The sequence below is a fragment of the Stenotrophomonas sp. 86428_Sma genome (assembly GCF_056481585.1).
Genome location: NZ_CM151156.1, coordinates 755000 through 773175, shown reverse-complemented (window position 1 = coordinate 773175; position 18176 = coordinate 755000). Strand labels below are relative to the sequence as shown.

Genomic DNA, 18176 nt, shown 5'->3' with positions numbered 1-18176 from the left:
TTTGCTGCCGCGGATTAAGCCTCGCCCCGGGAAAACACTGTTGACCTCAATTCACAGCTGGCGGGAACCTCCCCGCCGGGCATGGCCCGGCGAGCCCAATGGGTCCCATAACGCAGAACCCCCGGCGCTGGCCGGGGGTTCTGGAAGACACATTGGCCTGTGATCTGCTTACCAGTCGCCAGCACCCGGCACGTGGTGATCGCGTGCGCGGCGGCGCATCAGCAGGTTCAGCCATTCCACCAACACCGAGAAGCCCATGGCGGCATAGATGTAGGGCTTGGGCACGTGCACGTCCAGGCCATCCAGGATCAGCACCGCACCGATCAGCAGGATGAAGGCCAGTGCCAGCATCTTCACGGTCGGGTTTGCGTCGATGAAGCGGCCCAGCGGGTTGGCGGCCAGCAGCATCACCAGCACCGACAGCAGGATGGCGGCGACCATCACCGGGATGTGATCGGCGATGCCGACGGCGGTGATCACCGAGTCCAGCGAGAACACGATGTCGATGATGGCGATCTGCAGGATGACCATGCCGAATACACCCGAGGCCTTGCTGGTGGCTGGGTTCTCGTCTTCGCCACCGGTGATCAGTTCCTTGATCTCCATGTAGCCCTTGATGATCAGGAACAGGCCACCGACGATCAGCACCAGATCGCGGATGGAGATGCCCATACCAGCCACGGTGAACAGGTTGGCGGACATGTGCGCCAGATAGGCCAGCGACACCAGCAGGGCGATGCGGGTGATGCAGGCCACGGCGATGCCGAGCTTGCGCGCGAACGGGCGACGCTCTTCCGGCAGCTTGCTGACCGCGATGGAAATGAACACCAGGTTGTCGATGCCGAGCACGATTTCCAGTGCGCTCAGGGTGAACAGGGTCACCCAGGCATTGGGGTCGGCGAGGAACTCAAAGGACATGGAAACTCTTCAGGGCAGTGGGGGAATGGGGATCAGCCGTAATTGCCGGCCATTGCATGCGGGACCACGACCAGCGCCCAGCACAGAAGCACGTTCATCATCAGCACGAACACTGCCGCCGAACCCATGTCCTTGGCGCGGCCGGCCAGCTCGTGGATCTCGCTGCCGTAACGTTCGATCACCGCCTCGATGGCCGAGTTGGCCAGTTCCATCGCCAGCACCAGCAGCATCGAGCCGATCAGCAGCGCGCGCTCGACCGGGGTCTGGCCCAGCCAGACCGCGACCGGAGTCAGCAGGATCAGCAGGTAGACCTCCAGCCGGAACGAGGACTCATGCAGCCAGGCGGCGCGCAGGCCCTGCCAGGACCAGCGGGCGGCCTGGAAGATGCGGCGCGGGCCGCGGGGCAGATGGCCGAACTGATCAGCCACGGGTGGAACATCCAGCAACAGGGGCGCGGCGCAGCGACCGCTCAGACGCACGGCAGGGAATCATGGGTGCACAGGGATAGGCAGATGGCCGCCATTTTGCCACAAGGCCGCCAGCCGCATCCCGGCACCGGCCCGGTGAATGGACTGCCAGGGGCAAGCCCCGGCCCGCCCCAGCTTCTATGATGGCTTTCCCCTTCCCTGCTGGAGCGCCTGATGTCCCGTCGCCGTACCTGCCTGCTGATGCTGGGCCTGCTGACCGCCGCCCCCCTGGCCCAGGCGCTGAGCCCGGCCAAGCCGCCGCGCGTGCCCGAGCAGGTCTCCAACGTGGCCTGGGCCGGCGACATGGCCCACTTTGCCAGCGCCGACCAGGCCAGCCCGCCGCCACGGGGCGGCATCGAGTTCATCGGCAGCTCCTCGATCCGCATGTGGGAAGGCCTGGCAGCCGACTTCCCCGGCCAGCCGGTGTTCAACCGTGGCTTCGGCGGTTCGGAAGTGCGCGACAGCACCTGGTATGCCGACCGCATCGTGGTGCCGTATGCACCGTGCAAGGTGTTCTTCTACGCCGGTGACAACGACCTCAACAGCGGCCGCAGCGCCGTGCAGGTGCGCGACGATGTGGTTGCCTTCGTGCAGCGCGTGCATCGCGACCTGCCGAAGACGAAGGTGGAGTACCTGTCGATCAAGCCAAGCCCGTCGCGCGCGCACCTGCTGCCGGCGATCAACGAGGCCAACACGCTGATCAAGGCAGCCCTGGCCAAGCTGCCCAACACCGGTTTCACCGACGTCTACACGCCGATGCTCGGCATCGACGGCCAGCCGGATGCGTCGCTGTTCCGCGAGGACATGCTGCACATGACCCCGGCCGGCTATGCGATCTGGACCAGGGCGCTGGCGCCGAAGGTGAAGTGCGATTGAAGAAGGCTGCGGCCTCGCTCCGGTAGATGCCAACCTTGGTTGGCATGGGGCACCGGCGTGAATCCTGTTGAAAGCGCCGACCAAGGTCGGCATCTACCGAGGCAGCAGGTGCCGCGTCAGCGGAACACCACCGTGGCCTCGGTGCCCTGACCCGGCTCGCTGGCCAGGCTGACCTTCCAGCCGAAGCGGTCGCACAGCCGGCGCACGATCGACAGGCCCAGGCCGGTGCCCTGCGGGCGGCTCGGCTCGGCGCGGTAGAACGGCTCGAAGGCCCGCGACAGTGCGTCGGCCGACATGCCGATACCGGTATCGCGCACCACCACCCGGTCGTTGTGCACATGCACGTCGATGCGCCCCTCATCGGTGTAGCTGCACGCGTTGCGCACCAGGTTGCTGACCACCACCTGCAGCACCCGCGGCGGCGCATGCAGCTGCACCGGGCCATCGCTGTGCAGGTGCACCGACACCGGGCGCGTACCCAGCAGTTCGTTGGCGTTGTCCACTTCGTAGCGGACGATGTCGTTGACGTCGAACAGCTCGATCTGCGGCTCGACGTCGGCCTCGCGGGCCAGGATCAGGAAGGCATCGATCACCGCCTCCATGTCACGGCCTGCACGCTGGATGCGCTGCAGGCTGCGGCGCAGGCGCGGCTCCAGGCTGTCATCGCCCAGCGCCATGTCGCTGGCCACGCGGATGACGGTCAGCGGTGTGCGCAGTTCATGGCTGGCATCGCGGGTGAAATTGCGCTCGCGCGCCACGTGCGCGCTGACCCGGTTGGCCAGCGAATGCAGTGCGGCCGCCAGCTGGCGGGTTTCGCCCTGCATGTCCGCCGGCAGCTTGTTCGGCTCCAGGTCGGCCGCCTCCGGGTGGCCCGGGTCCCAGCGCGAGACGCGTCGCGCCAGCCAGTTCACCGGCGATACCAGGCGCTTGGACGCACGATAGGTGACCCAACTGGCGCCATACACCGCCAGCAGGGTCAGCAGCACCGGCACGATGCCGAACCAGAACGCCAGCATTTCCGCGCGCGAACGCAGGAATACCAGGTAGAGGCGGCCGGCCGGGCGCACATCGACCAGCACCAGCTGGTCGTCCTTGGGCAGTTCGTGGAAGCCGGGCTCCAGGTTGCGCAGATTGGCCGGCAACGACAGGGCCGACTGCCCGCTTTCCAGCAGGTAGCCACGGATGTTCTGGGTGTTGGGTGGCGGCTGCACCGGCGAGGCCTCGTGCAGCGTCCAGAAGTACGCTGCCTCCTCGCGCAGGGCGGCGCCGACCAGGCTGTGCTTGATCACCAGCGAAACCAGCCACGCACCGAGCAGGATGCCCAGGCTGGCCAGCACTGCCTGCAGGATGAAAGCGATACGGATCTTGCGCGGCAGGCCGTGCGGCATTGCGGGGTCCCGGTCAGAGCGCTGCGATTATAGGCAGCGCACCGCGCCGTTGGGATGCACGGGCGATGACCGGCGGCACTGCCGGACGGTCATCCCCTGCCCTTGTGCCTGGCCGCAGCCCGGCCCGGCCTGCGGCTGCACCGGCGCGGGCCTGCTCAGGCCATCGGCTGGGCGATGTCGGCAATGCGGTAGCCGGCACTCTGCACGGTATGCAGCAGCGGACGGTCGAACGGCTTGTCGATGATCTTGCGCAGGTTGTACAGGTGGCTGCGCAGGGTGTCCGAATCCGGCAGGCCGTTGCCCCAGATCTCGCGTTCGATCTCCTGGCGGGTGACCACGCGCGGCGATTCGCGCATCAGGATGGTCAGCAGGCGCAGGCCGATCGGCGACAGCTGCAGCTCGGTACCGGCACGGGTGGCACGCATGCTGACCGGATCGAGCACCAGGTCGGCGACCTTCAGCACTTCCGAACCGACCTGGCGACGCTCGCGGCGGATCAGCGCGCGCAGGCGGGCTTCCAGCTCCTGGATCGCGAACGGCTTGGTCAGGTAGTCATCGGCGCCGAAACCGAGGCCGGTGAGCTTGTCGTCCAGCGTGTCGCGTGCCGTGAGCATCAGCACCGGGGTGGACTTGCGCGCATCGTTGCGCAGGCGACGGCACACTTCGATGCCATCCAGGCGCGGCAACATCAAGTCGAGCACCACGACGTCATAGCTGTTTTCCGCCGCAAGGCGGTAGCCATCCAGGCCGTCCTGTGCATAGTCGACTTCGAAGCCGCGACCTTCCAGGTATTCCCCGATCATTTCGGAGATGTTGCGGTTGTCTTCGACCACCAGCACCAAGCCGGAGGTCTCCTTCGTCTGACGCATGTGATTCCCTCTAACTTCAGCTTTGTGAAACATGCCGGATCGACGGTGGACGCGATGTGAAGTTCCGTCAAGAGGTAAACAAACGGTTCAGAGCAGCGGTCTGAGCAGCGGCCAGACGTTGTCCAGCACCTTCGGCTGCGCCTGTGCGGTCGGGTGCAGCCCGTCGGCCTGCATCATGCCCGGCTGCAGGGCCACGCCCTCCAGCAGGAAGGGCAGCAGCGGCACCTTGTACTGCGTGGCCAGCGCCTTGTAGGCCGCCGCCAGGCGCTGGCGATAGGCTGGCCCGTAGTTGGGCGGCACGTCGATGCCCAGCAGCAGCACCTTGGCACCGGCCTTCTGGCTGGCCTGCACCATCTTTTCCAGGTTGCCCTGCACCTGCGCCGGGGTCAGCCCGCGCAGTGCATCGTTGCCGCCGAGGGCAATCACCACCACGGTCGGCTTTTCCTTCGCCAGCAGGCCGGGCAGGCGGGTCAGCGCGCCAGCGGTGGTCTCCCCGCTCATGCTGGCGTTGACGATGCGCGCCGGTGTTTTCGACTGCTGCCTGACCCGCTGCTGCAGCAGGCTCACCCAGCCGGCGTCGGCAGGGATATTGTGGGCAGCACTGAGGCTGTCGCCGAGCACCAGCACGGTGCCAGCCGGACCTTTGGCACACGCCAGCCCAGGCAGCAGCAGGAACCCTAGCAGCAGCACCATCATCACGCCGGCTCGCCGGCTCCATCCCGTCTTGCGCATTGGAGTCTCCTCATCGACAGCCTGTCCCCCCGCAGCGCGTCCGTTGCCATCGCCGTCGACCAGGTCGGCAAATCCGTGCAGGGCCCGGAGGGTGAAGTCCACATACTGGACAACATCACCCTGACCGTCCATGAAGGGACCAGCGCGGCCATCGTCGGCGCCTCCGGTTCCGGCAAGACCACCCTGCTCGGCCTGCTGGCCGGGCTGGACCTGCCCAGCCGCGGCCGCATCGCGCTGGCCGGCCAGGACCTGGCGGCGCTGGACGAGGAGACCCGCGCCCAGCTGCGCGCGCGTGAGGTCGGCTTCGTGTTCCAGAGCTTCCATCTGCTGCCGGCACTGACCGCCGCCGAGAATGTCGCGCTGCCGCTGGAACTGGCTGGGCGCGAAGACCGGGCGCGGGTCGAAGAAGTGCTGGCCCAGGTCGGCCTGGCCCATCGCGCCCGCCACTATCCACGCCAGTTGTCGGGCGGCGAGCAGCAGCGCGTGGCACTGGCACGTGCCTTCGTCACCCGCCCGCGCATCCTGTTCGCCGACGAACCAACCGGCTCGCTGGACCACGCCACCGGCCAGCACATCAGCGACCTGCTGTTCGAACTCAACGCCGGCAGCGGCACCACCCTGGTGCTGGTCACTCACGACCTGCGCCTGGCCCAGCGTTGCCAGTACATCCACCGCATCGACGACGGCCGCCTGCTGCCGGTCGAGCGTGGGGCGCAGGCATGAACCTGCTGCGGCACGCGTGGCGCGCGCTGCGCCGCGAGGCGCTGGCCGGCGACCTGCTGACCGTGTTCGCCGCGCTGGTGCTGGGCGTGGCGGTGATGACCGCGGTCGGCACGCTGGTGAACCGGGTCAACCTGGCACTGACCGGCAGCGCAGCGGAAATGCTAGGCGGCGACCTCGGCATCGCCGGGCGCGATGACCCGCCGCAGGCGTTCGCCGACGAGGCGCAGCGGCGCGGACTTTCCTACACCCGTATCGCCAGCTTCGGCAGCGTGCTGTTCAACGCCGATGCCAGCCAGATGGCCAGCATCAAGGCGGTGCAGGCGGGCTATCCGCTGCGTGGCACGCTGCGGGTGCGGGCCACGCCCGGGGGCGCCCTGATCGCCGACGCCGGCATGCCGGCCAAGGGCCAGGCCTATGCCGACCCACGCCTTCTCCAGGGGCTGGGACTGAAGGCCGGTGACGACCTTGAATTCGGCGCTGGCACGCTGCGCATCGCCGGCATCATCGAGGCCGAGCCGGATACCGGCGGCGATCTGCTTACGCTTTCCCCCACCCTGCTGGTCAACCGCGCCGATGTGGAAGGCACCGGCCTGCTCGGTCCGGGCAGCCGCATCAACTACCGGCTGATGTTCGCCGGAGCAGCAGAGCCGATCGCGGCACTTCGGCAATGGCTGCTGCCGCAGGTGAAGGGCCTGCGCCTGCTGAGTGTGGACGACACCCAGCGTGGCGTGCGCCAGGCCTTCGACCTGGCCGGGCGCTTCCTCGGCCTCAGCGCGCTGCTGGCGGTATTGCTGGCCGGTGTTGCCACGGCGCTGGCGGCGAACCGCTTCGCCCTGCGCCGCATCGACCAGGTGGCGATCCTGCGCTGCCTGGGCGCGCGCCAGCGCGACATCCTGTCCGGTCTGGCACTGCAGCTGCTGATGCTGGCGGTGCCGGCCTGCGCACTCGGCATCGGCCTGGGCATGGCGGCGCAGGAAGGCCTGGTGCAGGTGCTGGGCAGTCTGGTGCCGCAGCGCCTGCCGCTGCCCGAGGCAATGCCTGCGCTGACCGGTGCCGGCATCGGGCTGTTGCTGCTGTTCGGCTTCGGCCTGCCCCCGCTGCTGCGCCTGCGCGGGGTGCCGCCGATGCGGGTGCTCAACCGTTCCTTCGCCGCCCTGCCGCCGGCTTCGCTGCTGGCCTACGTGGCTGCCCTGGCGGCCAGCCTGCTGCTGGCGGTGCAGGTCACCGGTGATCTCAAGCTGGCGCTGTGGGTGCTGGGCGGGTTGGCCGCGCTGGCGGTGGCGGCCGGCGTGGTCGGCTTCGTGCTGCTGCAGCTGCTGCGCGGCCTGCAGCACCGCCTGCATGGCCACTGGCGGCTGGGTCTGGCCGCGCTGACCCGGCGCCGGATGCTGGCGGTGATGCAGCTGGTGGGGCTGTCGCTGTCGCTGTGCGCGCTGTTGCTGCTGGCGGTGACCGGCCCCGGCCTGCTGCAGCAGTGGCGCGAGCGACTGCCCGCGGATACGCCGAACTACTTCCTGATCAACATCCAGCCCGAACAGCGCGACAGCGTGCTGGCCGCACTGCGTGGACTGGGCGCCAACGACGCCAGCATCGAACCGATGGCCACTGGCCGCCTGATCGCGATCAACGGCAAGCCGCCGCTGCGCGTGGACCGCTCGCCGGAGCAGAACGGGCAGCCGGCACAGGGCGAAGGCCAGCGCGATGACGACGACGAGAACCGGCCGTTGAACTTCAGCTGGCGCAACAGCTTCCCGCCGGCCAACACACTGGTCAACGGCACCTTCTGGAAGGCAGACAGCACCGCCGCCGAAGCCTCGGTGGAAATCGGCTGGGCCAAGCGCTACGGCGTGCATCCCGGCGACCGCATCACCATTGCGGTGGGCGAGCAGGAACGCGAGTTCACTGTCACCAGCGTGCGCAAGGCCGACTGGAACACTTTCCGTCCGAACTTCTTCGTGCTGCTGAACCCGAATGCGGTGGGCGATACGCCACACAACCTGCTGTCGGCATTCCATCTACCGGCCGGCAAGGCCGCCGGACTGGGCGAGCTGGTACGCGCGCAGCCGAACCTGTCGCTGCTGGACGTGGACGCGGTGATCTCGCAGGTGCGCGATGTGATGGAACGGGTGGCACAGGCGGTGCAGCTGGTGATGGTGTTCAGTCTGCTGGCCGGCGTGCTGGTGCTGCTGGCCGCGCTGCAGGCCACGGCGGGTGAACGCCGCTACGACAGCGCGGTGCTGCGCACGCTGGGCGCGACCCGGCGCCAGCTGCGTGGCGCGGTACTGGTGGAATTCGGTGCGCTGGGCACGCTGGCGGCGTTGCTGGCGGTGGGCGCGGCCGCTGCGATCGGTGTGGCGGTCTCGCAGAAGGTGTTCGAGCTGCCGTTGCTGCCGCCGTGGCCGGGCCTGCTGATCGGCGGCGTGGTCGGCATCGGCTTGAGCCTGCTGGCAGGCTGGTGGGGTACGCGGGCGATCCTGCATACGCCACCGGCACTGGCCCTGCGCGAAGCCTGACGCGATCGTGACACGCTCGGGGGGGCGCTATGCTGCGCGCCCCACCCGATCAGATCGTCCGGAAGCGCGGAACGTTGCTCCCGCGCTCCCGATGTTCAAGGAATGAAGATGAAATACAGCCTCTGCCTGCGCATCCTTCTGGCCAGTTCCCCGCTGCTCACCGCGGTGCTGCCCGCGGTCGCCCGCGCGGCGGAGGGCTATGTTCCTGACGCGGTGCAGGCCTTCGTGCTGGAAACGGTGCTGGCCGATGAAGCGCAAGCCTTCCTCGAGGGCCACCCGACCTATCTGGTTCCGGCCAGCGTGTCACGCACGCGCAGCGATGCCGGCGTGGTGGCCGACCTGCGTGCTGAGTTCGACCGGTTCTACCGGGGCCAACCGAAGCCGAGAAAGGAAGTGGCGCACATGGCGATCCTCGTCGCACAGACCGCGCTGCTGCTGCCGGACCGTAGCGCCTGCAGCACGGATCGAGTGCGTTGCCACCAAGCTGTCATGGGCGTTCGCACCCGCGATGACGAGGCCAGCCTGCAGGCTACCCTGCGTGCCTTCCAGGACGCCGGGCTGGACCTGACCACCTTGAGTGGGCCGGCGTCCTGAGTGCATCGCATCCACGCATGGCATGGATGCAGCGTGCGATCACCGATGCAGAGCGTGCCGAGCAAGCTCGGCACCTACCAGGAGCGGATATGCGGCACGGTAGATCCACGCCATGCGTGGATGCGGTGTGCGATCACCGATGGAGAGCGTGCCGAGCAAGCTCGGCACCTATCAGAAGCGGATATGCGGCACGGTAGATCCACGCCATGCGTGGATGCGGTGTGCGATCACCGACGAAGAGCGTGCCGAGCAAGCTCGGCACCTACCAGAAGCGGATATGCGGCACGGTAGATCCACGCCATGCGTGGATGCGGTGTGCGATCACCGATGAAGAGCGTGCCGAGCAAGCTCGGCACCTACCAGGAGCGGATATGCGGCACGGTAGATCCACGCCATGCGTGGATGCGGTGTGCAATCGCCAACGAAGAGCGTGCCGAGCAAGCTCGGCACCTACCAGAAGCGAATATGCGGCGCGGCACCTGACCAGAGGATCCGCGCCATGAGTCGAGCAGGGCTCGACTTACTGGGCCTTTTCCACGTACTTGGCGAACACGTCGTCGATCTGCTTGTCCTTCACCTTCTTGCCGGCCTGGATCTCTTCGGCCTGGGTGAACATCGGGATGATCATCGCCATGCCGTCGATCTTGGTCTTCAGGTGCACCCCCGGGGCCTGGCCGAGGAAGCCATCCCAGCACTGGCGCACCTTGGCCCAGTAACCGGCGGTGGCCTTCCAGTAGTTGCGCGCCGGGGTGAAGTCGACCTCGGTGGTCTTCACGTAGTCGTTGAAGCCGAACTCGCGGGCGATCTCCACCTGGCTGCCATCGGCGTTGCGCTGCACCTTGGTGTTGAACTGCTCGTGGGTCCAGCCGTTCGGGGTCAGCGTGTGGCGGTTGATCACGGCCAGCGCGTTGTAGTCACTGCGCTTGGTGTACTCACGGCGCGGCAGCGGACGCCAGCTCAGGTCGCTGGTCCAGCTCGGCACGTTGTTGGTGTAGGTCCACGTGCCGGTGCCGCAATAGCGCGGTGCGTCGCTCACTTCGTATACGCACTGGGTCCAGGCGCCCTGGTTCACCGCCGCCGGAATGCTGCGCACCTTCCAGGTCTGGTCGGCACTGAACTCGAAACGGTTCGGTGCTTCGTACACCCAGTCCTGGCGCCAGTGCTTGGTGATGTGGCCGCTCTTCTCGTCCAGCAGCAGGTGCTGCAGCACGATGCGCTTCGGCGTGTCTTCGACCACGATGACCACTTCGTTGCCGCCACTGCGCATCGCCGGTGCGCGCTCGTAGCCCGGCTTCAGCAGCACGGTCTCGTCGAAGGCGAAGTCCACGGTGTACTCACCCTGCATGGCAGGGATGCTGTCGTGTTCACGGGCGATATCGGAGGGCTGCGCGCTGGCCACGCCGCTGGCGGCGAGCACAAGCAGGGCGCTGGCTGTCTGGAGCTTCATCGGGGTCTTCCTTCGGGGTTGCAGATGCGTTGAGAGGCCGTCCGTGGCCGACAGGCGTTCCATCAGGAGTGGGTCACAGGCGGATCAGCGGCAGGTCGCCGGGAATCCGCGGCGCCGGACGCCGCGCGGCATCGGCACAGCAGCAATCGTCGATTGCCAGCTCGCCTTCGGCACCTTCCAGCCGTGCAATGCGGCGCGCGGTGGCTGCGCCCAGCGAGGACAGGGTCGACAGACTGGCGGCCAGCGTGCGGCCATCGTCGGCGGCATGCAGGCGCAGCGCGCACAGGCGCCAGCGCTGGCCACCCAGATGACCGGCCAGGCGCCGCCACAGGCGTTCGCCGACACTGCCGTCGCTGTCGTGCTCGGGCCCCGGCGGCAGCGCAGCCACCAGCCGGTCCCAGGCCAGGAAGTCGCTGTCCGGCAGCAGGTACAGGCGCCACACGCAGCGGCCGCGGCCATCGAGGAAGCACAGGCTTTCGCGCAGGCCTTCGCTGTCCACGCCCTGGCAGGCATGCACGCGTACGGCCTGGCGCCAGCCGCCCAGCTCGTTGCCGTCGGCGTGGTACAGGCACAGCACGGTGCCGAGCGTGGCCAGCTGTGCCGGGGTCGGCCAGGCCGCGCTGTGCGGCGCGGCAATGGAGTCATTCCTGCGTGCGGACAGTGCTCGGCTCATGAGGTCACCAGGAAACGGCAAGGCTGGCGGAGAAGGTGCGGCCCGGGCTGCTGAAACGATCGCTCAGTGCGCGATTGGTGATCAGGCTCGGGGTGATGGACGACCATTCGATGTAGCGCTTGTCGGCCAGGTTGAACACGCCGACATTGAAGGTCGCACCCGGTGCGAAGTTCCAGTGCGCCATCAGGTCCAGCACGCCGTAGCCCGCCGGTTGGTAGACGAACGGCGCCGGTGCATTCGGGTTGGTCCGCGTCCGCGCGGCCGGCGGCGGCAGGCGCTTCTTGCGCTGCACGAAGGTGCCGGCCAGTTCGACGCCCCAGGTATCGGTGTCGTACATCAGGCCCAGCGTGCCACGCAACGGATCGACCGAGGCCAGCGGTTCGTCATCGGTCCGGTTGTCACCACGCGACCACGCCAACGCACTGCGCAGCGCCCAGCCCTTCAGCGCCGGACTGAGTTCACCAAACTCGATACCGGCCTTCATTTCCGCACCATAGATGCGCGCGTCGGCGATGTTCTGCGACTGGAACACGGTCAATCCCTGTGCGTTCCTGCCGGTATCGACATTGGATTGGATGAAATCCTTGTAATCGTTGTAGTAGCCACTGACGCTGACGTACGCCGCCGGCGCGATGAAACGCAGGCCAAGCTCGTAGCCGTCGCTGGTTTCCGGCTTCAGGTCCGGATTGCCGATGGCGGTATAGCGGAAGGCGACGTTGGTCAGGCCGATGTTGACGTCGTTGTACGGCGGCGAACGGAAGCCACGCGCATACCCGGCGAACAGCGACCACTGGTCGGTGAAGCGCCAGACCATGCCCAGCTTCGGTGACACGCTGGTCTTCTTCAGCTGGGCCACGGCCGTGGTTGGATTGTCTTCGGCGAAGATGCTGTCCACTTCCGGCTTCAGCTCGTAACGGTCCACGCGCACGCCCGGCACCAGCGACAGCTTGCCGTCGGCCAGGCGCATTTCATCCTGCGCGTACAGGCCCAACTCGGTGGTCTTGCTGATCGGGAAGTCACGCACCGGGAAGGTGTCGGGGGTAACGATGTTGCTGACCACACCGGCACGGTTGACCTGGTAGCCGTCGCGCTTCTGGCGGATCTCGGTACGGGTGCCTTCGAAGCCGTAGGTCAATGCGTGCTCGACGCTGCCGGTGCTGAACGCCTTGTTGAACTGCGCCTGCAGGCCAAAGGCATGCTGGTCGAAGGAGAACACGCGGTGACGGCGGCTGCCGTCGGTGCGGGTCTCGTCGGTCTGCTGCCGCGTTTCGCTGTTCTGCGCATACACCTGCCAATGCAGGCTGTCGGCGAACGGCTGGTCCAGCGCATCCATTTCGTGGGCAAAGGACACGCGGGTACGCTTCTGCGTGTCGTGGGACTTCATGCCAGTAGCCGCAGCCATCGCGCCGGGGCGCGGTGCAACGCTGGCAATCGCCGACAACACATTGGTATCGGTGGTGTCTTCGTTGCCTTCCACGGTCAAGCGGAAGCGCTGGTCTTCGCTCGGTGCATAGACCAGCTTGCTGAGCAGGCTGCGGCCGTCGCGGTCCTGCGGATTGGACGCGGTACGGGTGTCGTTGTCGCTGCGCACCGTGCCCTTGTTGTCCGTTTCCTGGCCCTGGTGGTGGTTGACGTTGACCAGGCCGCTCCAGTGGTCGCCACCAAAGGCGGCGGTGGCACCGCCGAGCAGGCCCTTCCACTCACCGTCGTAGCCGAACTTCAGTCCGAAGTAGCTGTTCTTGCCGTCCTTGAGGTAGTCGGCCGGGTCCTTGGTGACGAACGCCACCACGCCGCCCAGCGCATCGGAGCCGTACAGCGAGCTGGCCGGGCCGCGCACGATCTCCACGCGCTTGAGCGTATCGAGGTCGGTGAAGTTGCGGTTGGAACTGGCGAACGAACCGATGTCGAACCGGGTCGGCATGACGATGCCGTCGGTCTGGATGCGCACGCGGTTGCCGTCCAGGCCACGGATGCGGAAACCATCCAGGCCGAAGCGGGTCGCGCTGCGGGTGACCGACAGGCCCGGCTCGTAGCGCACCAGATCCTTGATGTCCTGCACCAGATGCCGGTCCATCTGCTCACGGTCGATGACGTCCACGGTGGCCGCCACGTCACTCACGGCCCGCTCGGTGCGGGTGGCGGTGACCTGCACCCGATCGAATTCGCGCGCATCAGGGGCGGCGGTGGCAGCAGCGTGGGCGGACAGCGGCAACGCCATCCAGACAGCAAGACACAGGGCGGTATGGTGGGTCATCAGGTTCACTCGGTCAGTCAGGGGAACCCCCGGTTACCGGCACACCCGGAAGGTGCACGCGGTAGACCGAGGGGGAGAGAGCGGGAGCGGACGGGTCGCCCACCCTGTCGGCGCTGCCGGCAGGAGGGAGGGAGGCGGGCGACCAGGCCGCGATTACTTGGTCAGGATCAGCTTGTCGTTGCTGGTGTGCCGCAGGCGATAGAAGCGGTCGCCGTGCTGGATCAGAATTTCACGACGGCCCTTGAGCAGGGCTTCGCTGTCGATGACCTCTTCCGGCGGAACGACGCGGACCGGTCGATCGCGGAGGGTCAGCGTTTCGGGGCGCAGCAGTACAGGTTGAGCATTCATGAGCATCTGGACTCGTGCGAGGGACGAGTTAAATGATAATGATTCTCAGTTGACAATCAACAACCATTCTCAATTTGATTGATGAGATTAATGATCGAATTCTGAAATTCGATAGATTTCATATATTGAAAGGTGGGGGCACACGGCTTTTGTAGAGTCGAGCCACGCTCGACTGCTCTCGCGCCGTCGCCTGGAAATGCCCGCGCTACGTGCGGAGTCGAGCATGGCTCGACTCTACAAAGGCCCGACCAACCTGGAGTCGAGCGTGGCTCGACTCTCCAAAGGGTTGTCAGGCGAAGACGGCTTCGACCTGGGCCCAGCCGGCCGCGTCGACCTGCTCCAGCACGTCCAGTGCCTGCAGGTTCTGCAGCAGCTGGCTGACCCGGCTTGCGCCGAGGATCACGCTGGAAACGTTCGGGTTGCGCAGGCACCAGGCGATGGCCAGCGTGGCCGGGGCATGGCCCAGCGCGCGTGCCACCTCGCTGAAGCGCCGCACCTGGCCCAGGCGGGCCCCGGCGTCGGCCCCCAGCACCAGGTCCTGCAACCACTCCATGCCTTCCCGCCCCAGCCGCGCATCGGCCGGGATGCCCTGGTCGTACTTGCCAGTGAGCAGGCCCGAGGCGAGCGGCGAGAAGATGGTGGTGCCCAGGCCGGCACCCGCATACAGCGGCGCGTACTCGACCTCGACCCGCTCGCGGTGCAGCAGGTTGTACTGCGGCTGCTCCATCGACGGGCCCTGCAGGTTGCGCGCCTCGGCGATGTCCAGCGCCTGCTGGATCTGCGCCGCCGACCACTCCGAAGTGCCCCAGTAGAGGATCTTGCCCTGCCGTACCAGGGTATCCATGGCGTGCACGGTCTCGGCGATCGGCGCGTCCGGATCCGGGCGGTGGCAGTAATAAAGGTCCAGGTAGTCCACCCGCAGGCGCTTGAGCGCGGCATGGCAGGCGTCGGTCACGTGCTTGCGCGACAAGCCGCGCTGGGTCGGCCGCGGGTCCTTGGCACTGCCGAAGAACACCTTGCTGGACACGCAGAAACCGTCGCGCGGCAGGCGCAGGTCGGTGATCACGTCGCCCATGACCTGTTCGGCACGGCCGTTGGCATAACCCTCGGCGTTGTCGAAGAAGTTGACGCCATGATCCCAGGCGGCGGCCACCAGGTTGCGGGCCTCATCGCGCGGGACCTGGTCGCCGAAGGTCACCCAGGCGCCGAAGGACAAGGCGGAAATCGGCAGGCCGGTGGAGCCCAGGCGACGGTATTGCATGCGAATCTCCTGCTGCGGGCCCGCATCCGGGCCGGGATCGAACCCCATTCTACCCGCCGCCGCCAACCGCAAGCCCTTGCCGTTGCTGGCCTGATCGGTACCGTTGGCCGCGCGCACGCTGCTTTTTCTTGCCCCGGCCCCTGCCCTGCACTAGGCTTCCCGTTTTTCGCGACGCCCCAGGGGAGTCACTCACATGGTCGAAGGTTTGGGCAGGATCGGCTTCGGCCTGTTCGGGTTGGCGGTGCTGATCGGCATCACCTGGTTGTTTTCCAATAACAAGCGCGCGGTTGACTGGAAGCTGGTTGCCACCGGTATCACCCTGCAGATCGCCTTCGCGGCGCTGGTGATCCTGGTCCCGGGCGGACGCGACGTGTTCGACGCACTGGGCAAGGGCTTCGTCAAGATCCTCAGCTACGTCAACGAGGGCTCGGGCTTCATCTTCGGCTCGTTGATGGACACCAAGAACTACGGCTTCATCTTCGCCTTCCAGGTGTTGCCGACCATCATCTTCTTCTCTGCGCTGATGGGGGTGATGTACCACCTCAACATCATGCAGGGCATCGTGCGCGTGATGGCCTGGTCGATCACCAAGGTGATGCGCGTGTCCGGTGCTGAAACCACCAGCGTCTGCGCCAGCGTCTTCATCGGCCAGACCGAGGCGCCGCTGACCGTGCGCCCGTACATCGCCAGGATGACCCAGTCCGAGCTGCTGACCATGATGATCGGCGGCATGGCCCACATCGCCGGCGGCGTGCTGGCGGCCTACGTGGGCATGCTCGGCGGTGGCGACCCGGCGCAGCAGGCCTTCTACGCCAAGCACCTGCTGGCGGCCAGCATCATGGCGGCCCCGGCCACCCTGGTCGTGGCCAAGCTGCTGATCCCGGAAACCGGCACCCCGCTGACCCGCGGCACGGTGAAGATGGAAGTCGAGAAGACCTCCAGCAACATCATTGACGCGGCCGCCGCCGGCGCCGGTGACGGCCTGAAGCTGGCGCTGAACATCGGTGCGATGCTGTTGGCCTTCATCGCCCTGATCGCGCTGCTGAACGCCCCGCTGACCTGGATCGGCGATGTGACCGGCCTGGCCGCCGCCATCGGCAAGCCGACCAACCTGTCGACCATCTTCGGTTACGTGCTGGCCCCGATCGCCTGGGTGATCGGCACCCCGTGGGCCGATGCCACCACCGTCGGTTCGCTGATCGGCCAGAAGGTCGTGATCAACGAGTTCGTGGCCTACACCGAGCTGTCGCAGATCGTGAACGGCCAGATCGCCGGCGTGAGCCTGTCCGAGGAAGGTCGTCTGATCGCCACCTACGCGCTGTGCGGCTTCGCCAACTTCAGCTCGATCGCGATCCAGATCGGCGGCATTGGCGGCCTGGCCCCGGAACGTCGCCACGACCTGGCCAAGTTCGGCCTGCGCGCGGTATTGGGCGGTACCATTGCCACCTTCATGACGGCGACCATCGCCGGCGTGCTGACGCACTTCAGTTGAACCCTTGGTTGAGAAAAGATTCCCTATGAGCAGCAGTGTCGTTGTCGTCGGTTCCTTCAATGTCGATCACGTGTGGCGGTGCGAGTCGCTGCCGGCACCGGGTGCGACCATTGCCGGCCGTTACAGCACCGGCCCCGGTGGCAAGGGCTTCAACCAGGCCGTGGCGGCCTGCCGCGCCGGTGCCGACACGCACTTCGTATGCGCGCTGGGCGACGACGCCGGTGGTGCCACCGCCCGTGAGCTGGCCGCGCAGGATGGATTCGCGCTGATCGCCGAGGCCAGCAGCGAGCCGACCGGCACCGCCGGCATCTACGTCGATGCCCGTGGCCGCAACACCATCGTGATCGGACCGGGTGCCAACGCCGCGCTGAGCACCGACTTCCTGCAACAGCAGCAGGCCCTGCTGACCGGCGCCAAGGTGGTGCTGGTGCAGCTGGAATCGCCGGTGCAGACCATCGAAGCGGCACTGGCCACGGCCCGCGAGGCCGGCGTCACCACCGTGCTCAACACCGCACCGGCCGACGCCCCCTCGACCATCGGCCTGCTCAAGCTGGCCGATGTGATCACCCCGAACGAGACCGAGTTCGCCGCCCTGCTCGGCCGCCATGTCGGTGAGCGCGTGGATGCCAACGACGTCGCCGCACTGGATGGTGCCAGCCTGCACGCGCTGTGCCGCAAGCTGGTCGGCAACGGCACCGTGGTGGTGACCCTGGGTTCGGTGGGCGTGTTCGTGTCGCATGCCGATGAGAACCTGCGCGGCGATACCCAGCCGTACTACCGCGTGGGTGCCGAACAGGTGCAGGCGATCGACACCACCGGTGCCGGTGACGCCTTCAACGGTGCGCTGGCCGCGTCGCTGGCGCAGGTGGCCGACGCCCCGTTCGCCCGCCACGTGCGCTTCGCCAACCAGTTCGCCGGTCGTTCGACCGAGAAGGAAGGCGCTGCAGCGGCGATGCCGCGCTTCACTCCGGCCGACGTGGAAGTGAAGTAGATCCACGCCATGCGTGGATGGGAAGGCCCGGGTGTGCTGGCATCCGGGCCTTTCTTTTGCCCATTGTCCAGCTCTGCGACCGCCTGCCGCATTGCCCTCACCCCGCCCCTCGCCGAACATCCGCGCAGCTTCTCTGCACGGGCAGGACATGAACGGATTCCCCTGGTTGCTGGTTGCCGCCGCCGGCAGTGCCATCGCAGCCTTGCTGCATATCGGCTGCATTGCCTTTGGGGCACCCTGGTACCGGTGGTTCGGCGCTGGCCAGCGCATGGTCCGGCTGGCACAGGCGGGGCATTGGTGGCCACCACTGATGACCGCCGGCATTACTGCCGTGCTGGTCGCCTGGACGCTGTACGCGCTGGCTGCTGCCGGCTGGCATGCGCCGTTGCCGGCCAGCCGCCTGGTCCTGCCAGGCATTGCCGCGCTGCTGTTGCTGCGCGCCATGATGGGCTTCGGCCTGGCGCTGTTCCGACCGGGGTACAACGGCACGCGCTTCTGGGCGGTCAGTTCGCTGGTCTGCCTGGGCCTGGGGCTGGCCTTCGCCGTGGGGACCCGCCAGGCCTGGCAGAGCCTGGGCTAGCCGCCCACCATCGCCCGCCCTTGGGGGCGGCGGAAGCAACCGTCAAGCAT

General features: G+C 67.2%; 17 protein-coding genes. 7 read left to right on the top strand and 10 right to left on the bottom strand.

Going from position 1 to position 18176, the window contains the following annotated elements; genetic code table 11:
• Positions 1-168: 168 nt before the first annotated feature.
• Together ACZK3J_RS03425 and ACZK3J_RS03420 are read right to left on the bottom strand one after the other, a co-directional pair.
• Positions 169-918, bottom strand: coding sequence for a TerC family protein (locus tag ACZK3J_RS03425; RefSeq protein ID WP_004144462.1), 750 nt, complete (start codon positions 916-918; stop codon positions 169-171).
• 32 nt (positions 919-950) lie between these two features.
• Positions 951-1346, bottom strand: coding sequence for a diacylglycerol kinase (locus ACZK3J_RS03420; RefSeq protein ID WP_032129924.1), 396 nt, complete (start codon positions 1344-1346; stop codon positions 951-953).
• A 213-nt stretch (positions 1347-1559) separates the two neighbouring features.
• Here ACZK3J_RS03420 and ACZK3J_RS03415 point away from each other — a divergent pair, with 213 nt between their 5' ends.
• A complete protein-coding gene (locus ACZK3J_RS03415; RefSeq protein WP_100437904.1) occupies positions 1560-2261 on the top strand; it encodes an SGNH/GDSL hydrolase family protein in 702 nt (233 codons plus the stop codon).
• A gap of 116 nt (positions 2262-2377) precedes the next feature.
• Here ACZK3J_RS03415 and ACZK3J_RS03410 read toward each other — a convergent pair whose 3' ends face one another.
• The 3 genes from ACZK3J_RS03410 to ACZK3J_RS03400 form a co-directional block, all read right to left on the bottom strand.
• On the bottom strand, positions 2378-3649 hold the full coding sequence (locus tag ACZK3J_RS03410) for a sensor histidine kinase (RefSeq protein WP_100437903.1): 1272 nt from the start codon (positions 3647-3649) through the stop codon (positions 2378-2380).
• Positions 3650-3804: 155 nt separating this feature from the next.
• Positions 3805-4518 carry a response regulator transcription factor gene (locus ACZK3J_RS03405; protein ID WP_002811889.1) on the bottom strand — a complete coding sequence of 238 codons (714 nt, stop codon included), beginning with the start codon at positions 4516-4518 and terminating at the stop codon, positions 3805-3807.
• Positions 4519-4605: 87 nt separating this feature from the next.
• Positions 4606-5250, bottom strand: a complete 645-nt coding sequence (locus ACZK3J_RS03400; protein ID WP_049422849.1) for an arylesterase — start codon at positions 5248-5250, stop codon at positions 4606-4608.
• 75 nt (positions 5251-5325) lie between these two features.
• Here ACZK3J_RS03400 and ACZK3J_RS03395 point away from each other — a divergent pair, with 75 nt between their 5' ends.
• The 3 genes from ACZK3J_RS03395 to ACZK3J_RS03385 all read left to right on the top strand — a co-directional run bounded on the left by ACZK3J_RS03395 (position 5326) and on the right by ACZK3J_RS03385 (position 9080).
• Complete coding sequence (locus tag ACZK3J_RS03395) at positions 5326-5973, top strand: ABC transporter ATP-binding protein (protein ID WP_100437902.1); 648 nt, start codon at positions 5326-5328, stop codon at positions 5971-5973.
• Positions 5970-8486, top strand: coding sequence for an ABC transporter permease (locus ACZK3J_RS03390; protein WP_100437901.1), 2517 nt, complete (start codon positions 5970-5972; stop codon positions 8484-8486). Before ACZK3J_RS03395 ends, ACZK3J_RS03390 begins: the two co-directional genes overlap by 4 nt.
• 108 nt (positions 8487-8594) lie before the next feature.
• Positions 8595-9080, top strand: a complete 486-nt coding sequence (locus ACZK3J_RS03385; protein ID WP_238380440.1) for a hypothetical protein — start codon at positions 8595-8597, stop codon at positions 9078-9080.
• 520 nt (positions 9081-9600) lie between these two features.
• Here the strand turns inward: ACZK3J_RS03385 and ACZK3J_RS03380 are convergent.
• The 5 genes from ACZK3J_RS03380 to ACZK3J_RS03360 all read right to left on the bottom strand — a co-directional run bounded on the left by ACZK3J_RS03380 (position 9601) and on the right by ACZK3J_RS03360 (position 15063).
• On the bottom strand, positions 9601-10527 hold the full coding sequence (locus ACZK3J_RS03380; RefSeq protein WP_478476416.1) for a DUF6607 family protein: 927 nt from the start codon (positions 10525-10527) through the stop codon (positions 9601-9603).
• Positions 10528-10600: 73 nt separating this feature from the next.
• Positions 10601-11200: a ChuX/HutX family heme-like substrate-binding protein gene (locus ACZK3J_RS03375; RefSeq protein ID WP_032129934.1), complete on the bottom strand. Its 600-nt coding sequence runs from the start codon at positions 11198-11200 to the stop codon at positions 10601-10603.
• A 4-nt stretch (positions 11201-11204) separates the two neighbouring features.
• A complete protein-coding gene (locus ACZK3J_RS03370; RefSeq protein ID WP_478476415.1) occupies positions 11205-13454 on the bottom strand; it encodes a TonB-dependent hemoglobin/transferrin/lactoferrin family receptor in 2250 nt (749 codons plus the stop codon).
• A gap of 153 nt (positions 13455-13607) precedes the next feature.
• Positions 13608-13802: a hemin uptake protein HemP gene (gene hemP / locus ACZK3J_RS03365; RefSeq protein WP_005412278.1), complete on the bottom strand. Its 195-nt coding sequence runs from the start codon at positions 13800-13802 to the stop codon at positions 13608-13610.
• Between the two features lie 289 nt (positions 13803-14091).
• The gene (locus ACZK3J_RS03360; protein ID WP_032129941.1) at positions 14092-15063 is read right to left on the bottom strand and encodes an aldo/keto reductase; all 972 of its coding nucleotides are present in this window, start codon (positions 15061-15063) and stop codon (positions 14092-14094) included.
• Positions 15064-15256: 193 nt separating this feature from the next.
• Here ACZK3J_RS03360 and ACZK3J_RS03355 point away from each other — a divergent pair, with 193 nt between their 5' ends.
• The 3 genes from ACZK3J_RS03355 to ACZK3J_RS03345 all read left to right on the top strand — a co-directional run bounded on the left by ACZK3J_RS03355 (position 15257) and on the right by ACZK3J_RS03345 (position 18126).
• Complete coding sequence (locus ACZK3J_RS03355; RefSeq protein ID WP_010481870.1) at positions 15257-16555, top strand: NupC/NupG family nucleoside CNT transporter; 1299 nt, start codon at positions 15257-15259, stop codon at positions 16553-16555.
• A 25-nt stretch (positions 16556-16580) separates the two neighbouring features.
• A complete protein-coding gene (locus ACZK3J_RS03350) occupies positions 16581-17546 on the top strand; it encodes a ribokinase (protein WP_032129936.1) in 966 nt (321 codons plus the stop codon).
• A 148-nt stretch (positions 17547-17694) separates the two neighbouring features.
• On the top strand, positions 17695-18126 hold the full coding sequence (locus ACZK3J_RS03345; RefSeq protein WP_100437897.1) for a hypothetical protein: 432 nt from the start codon (positions 17695-17697) through the stop codon (positions 18124-18126).
• Positions 18127-18176 lie beyond the last annotated feature (50 nt).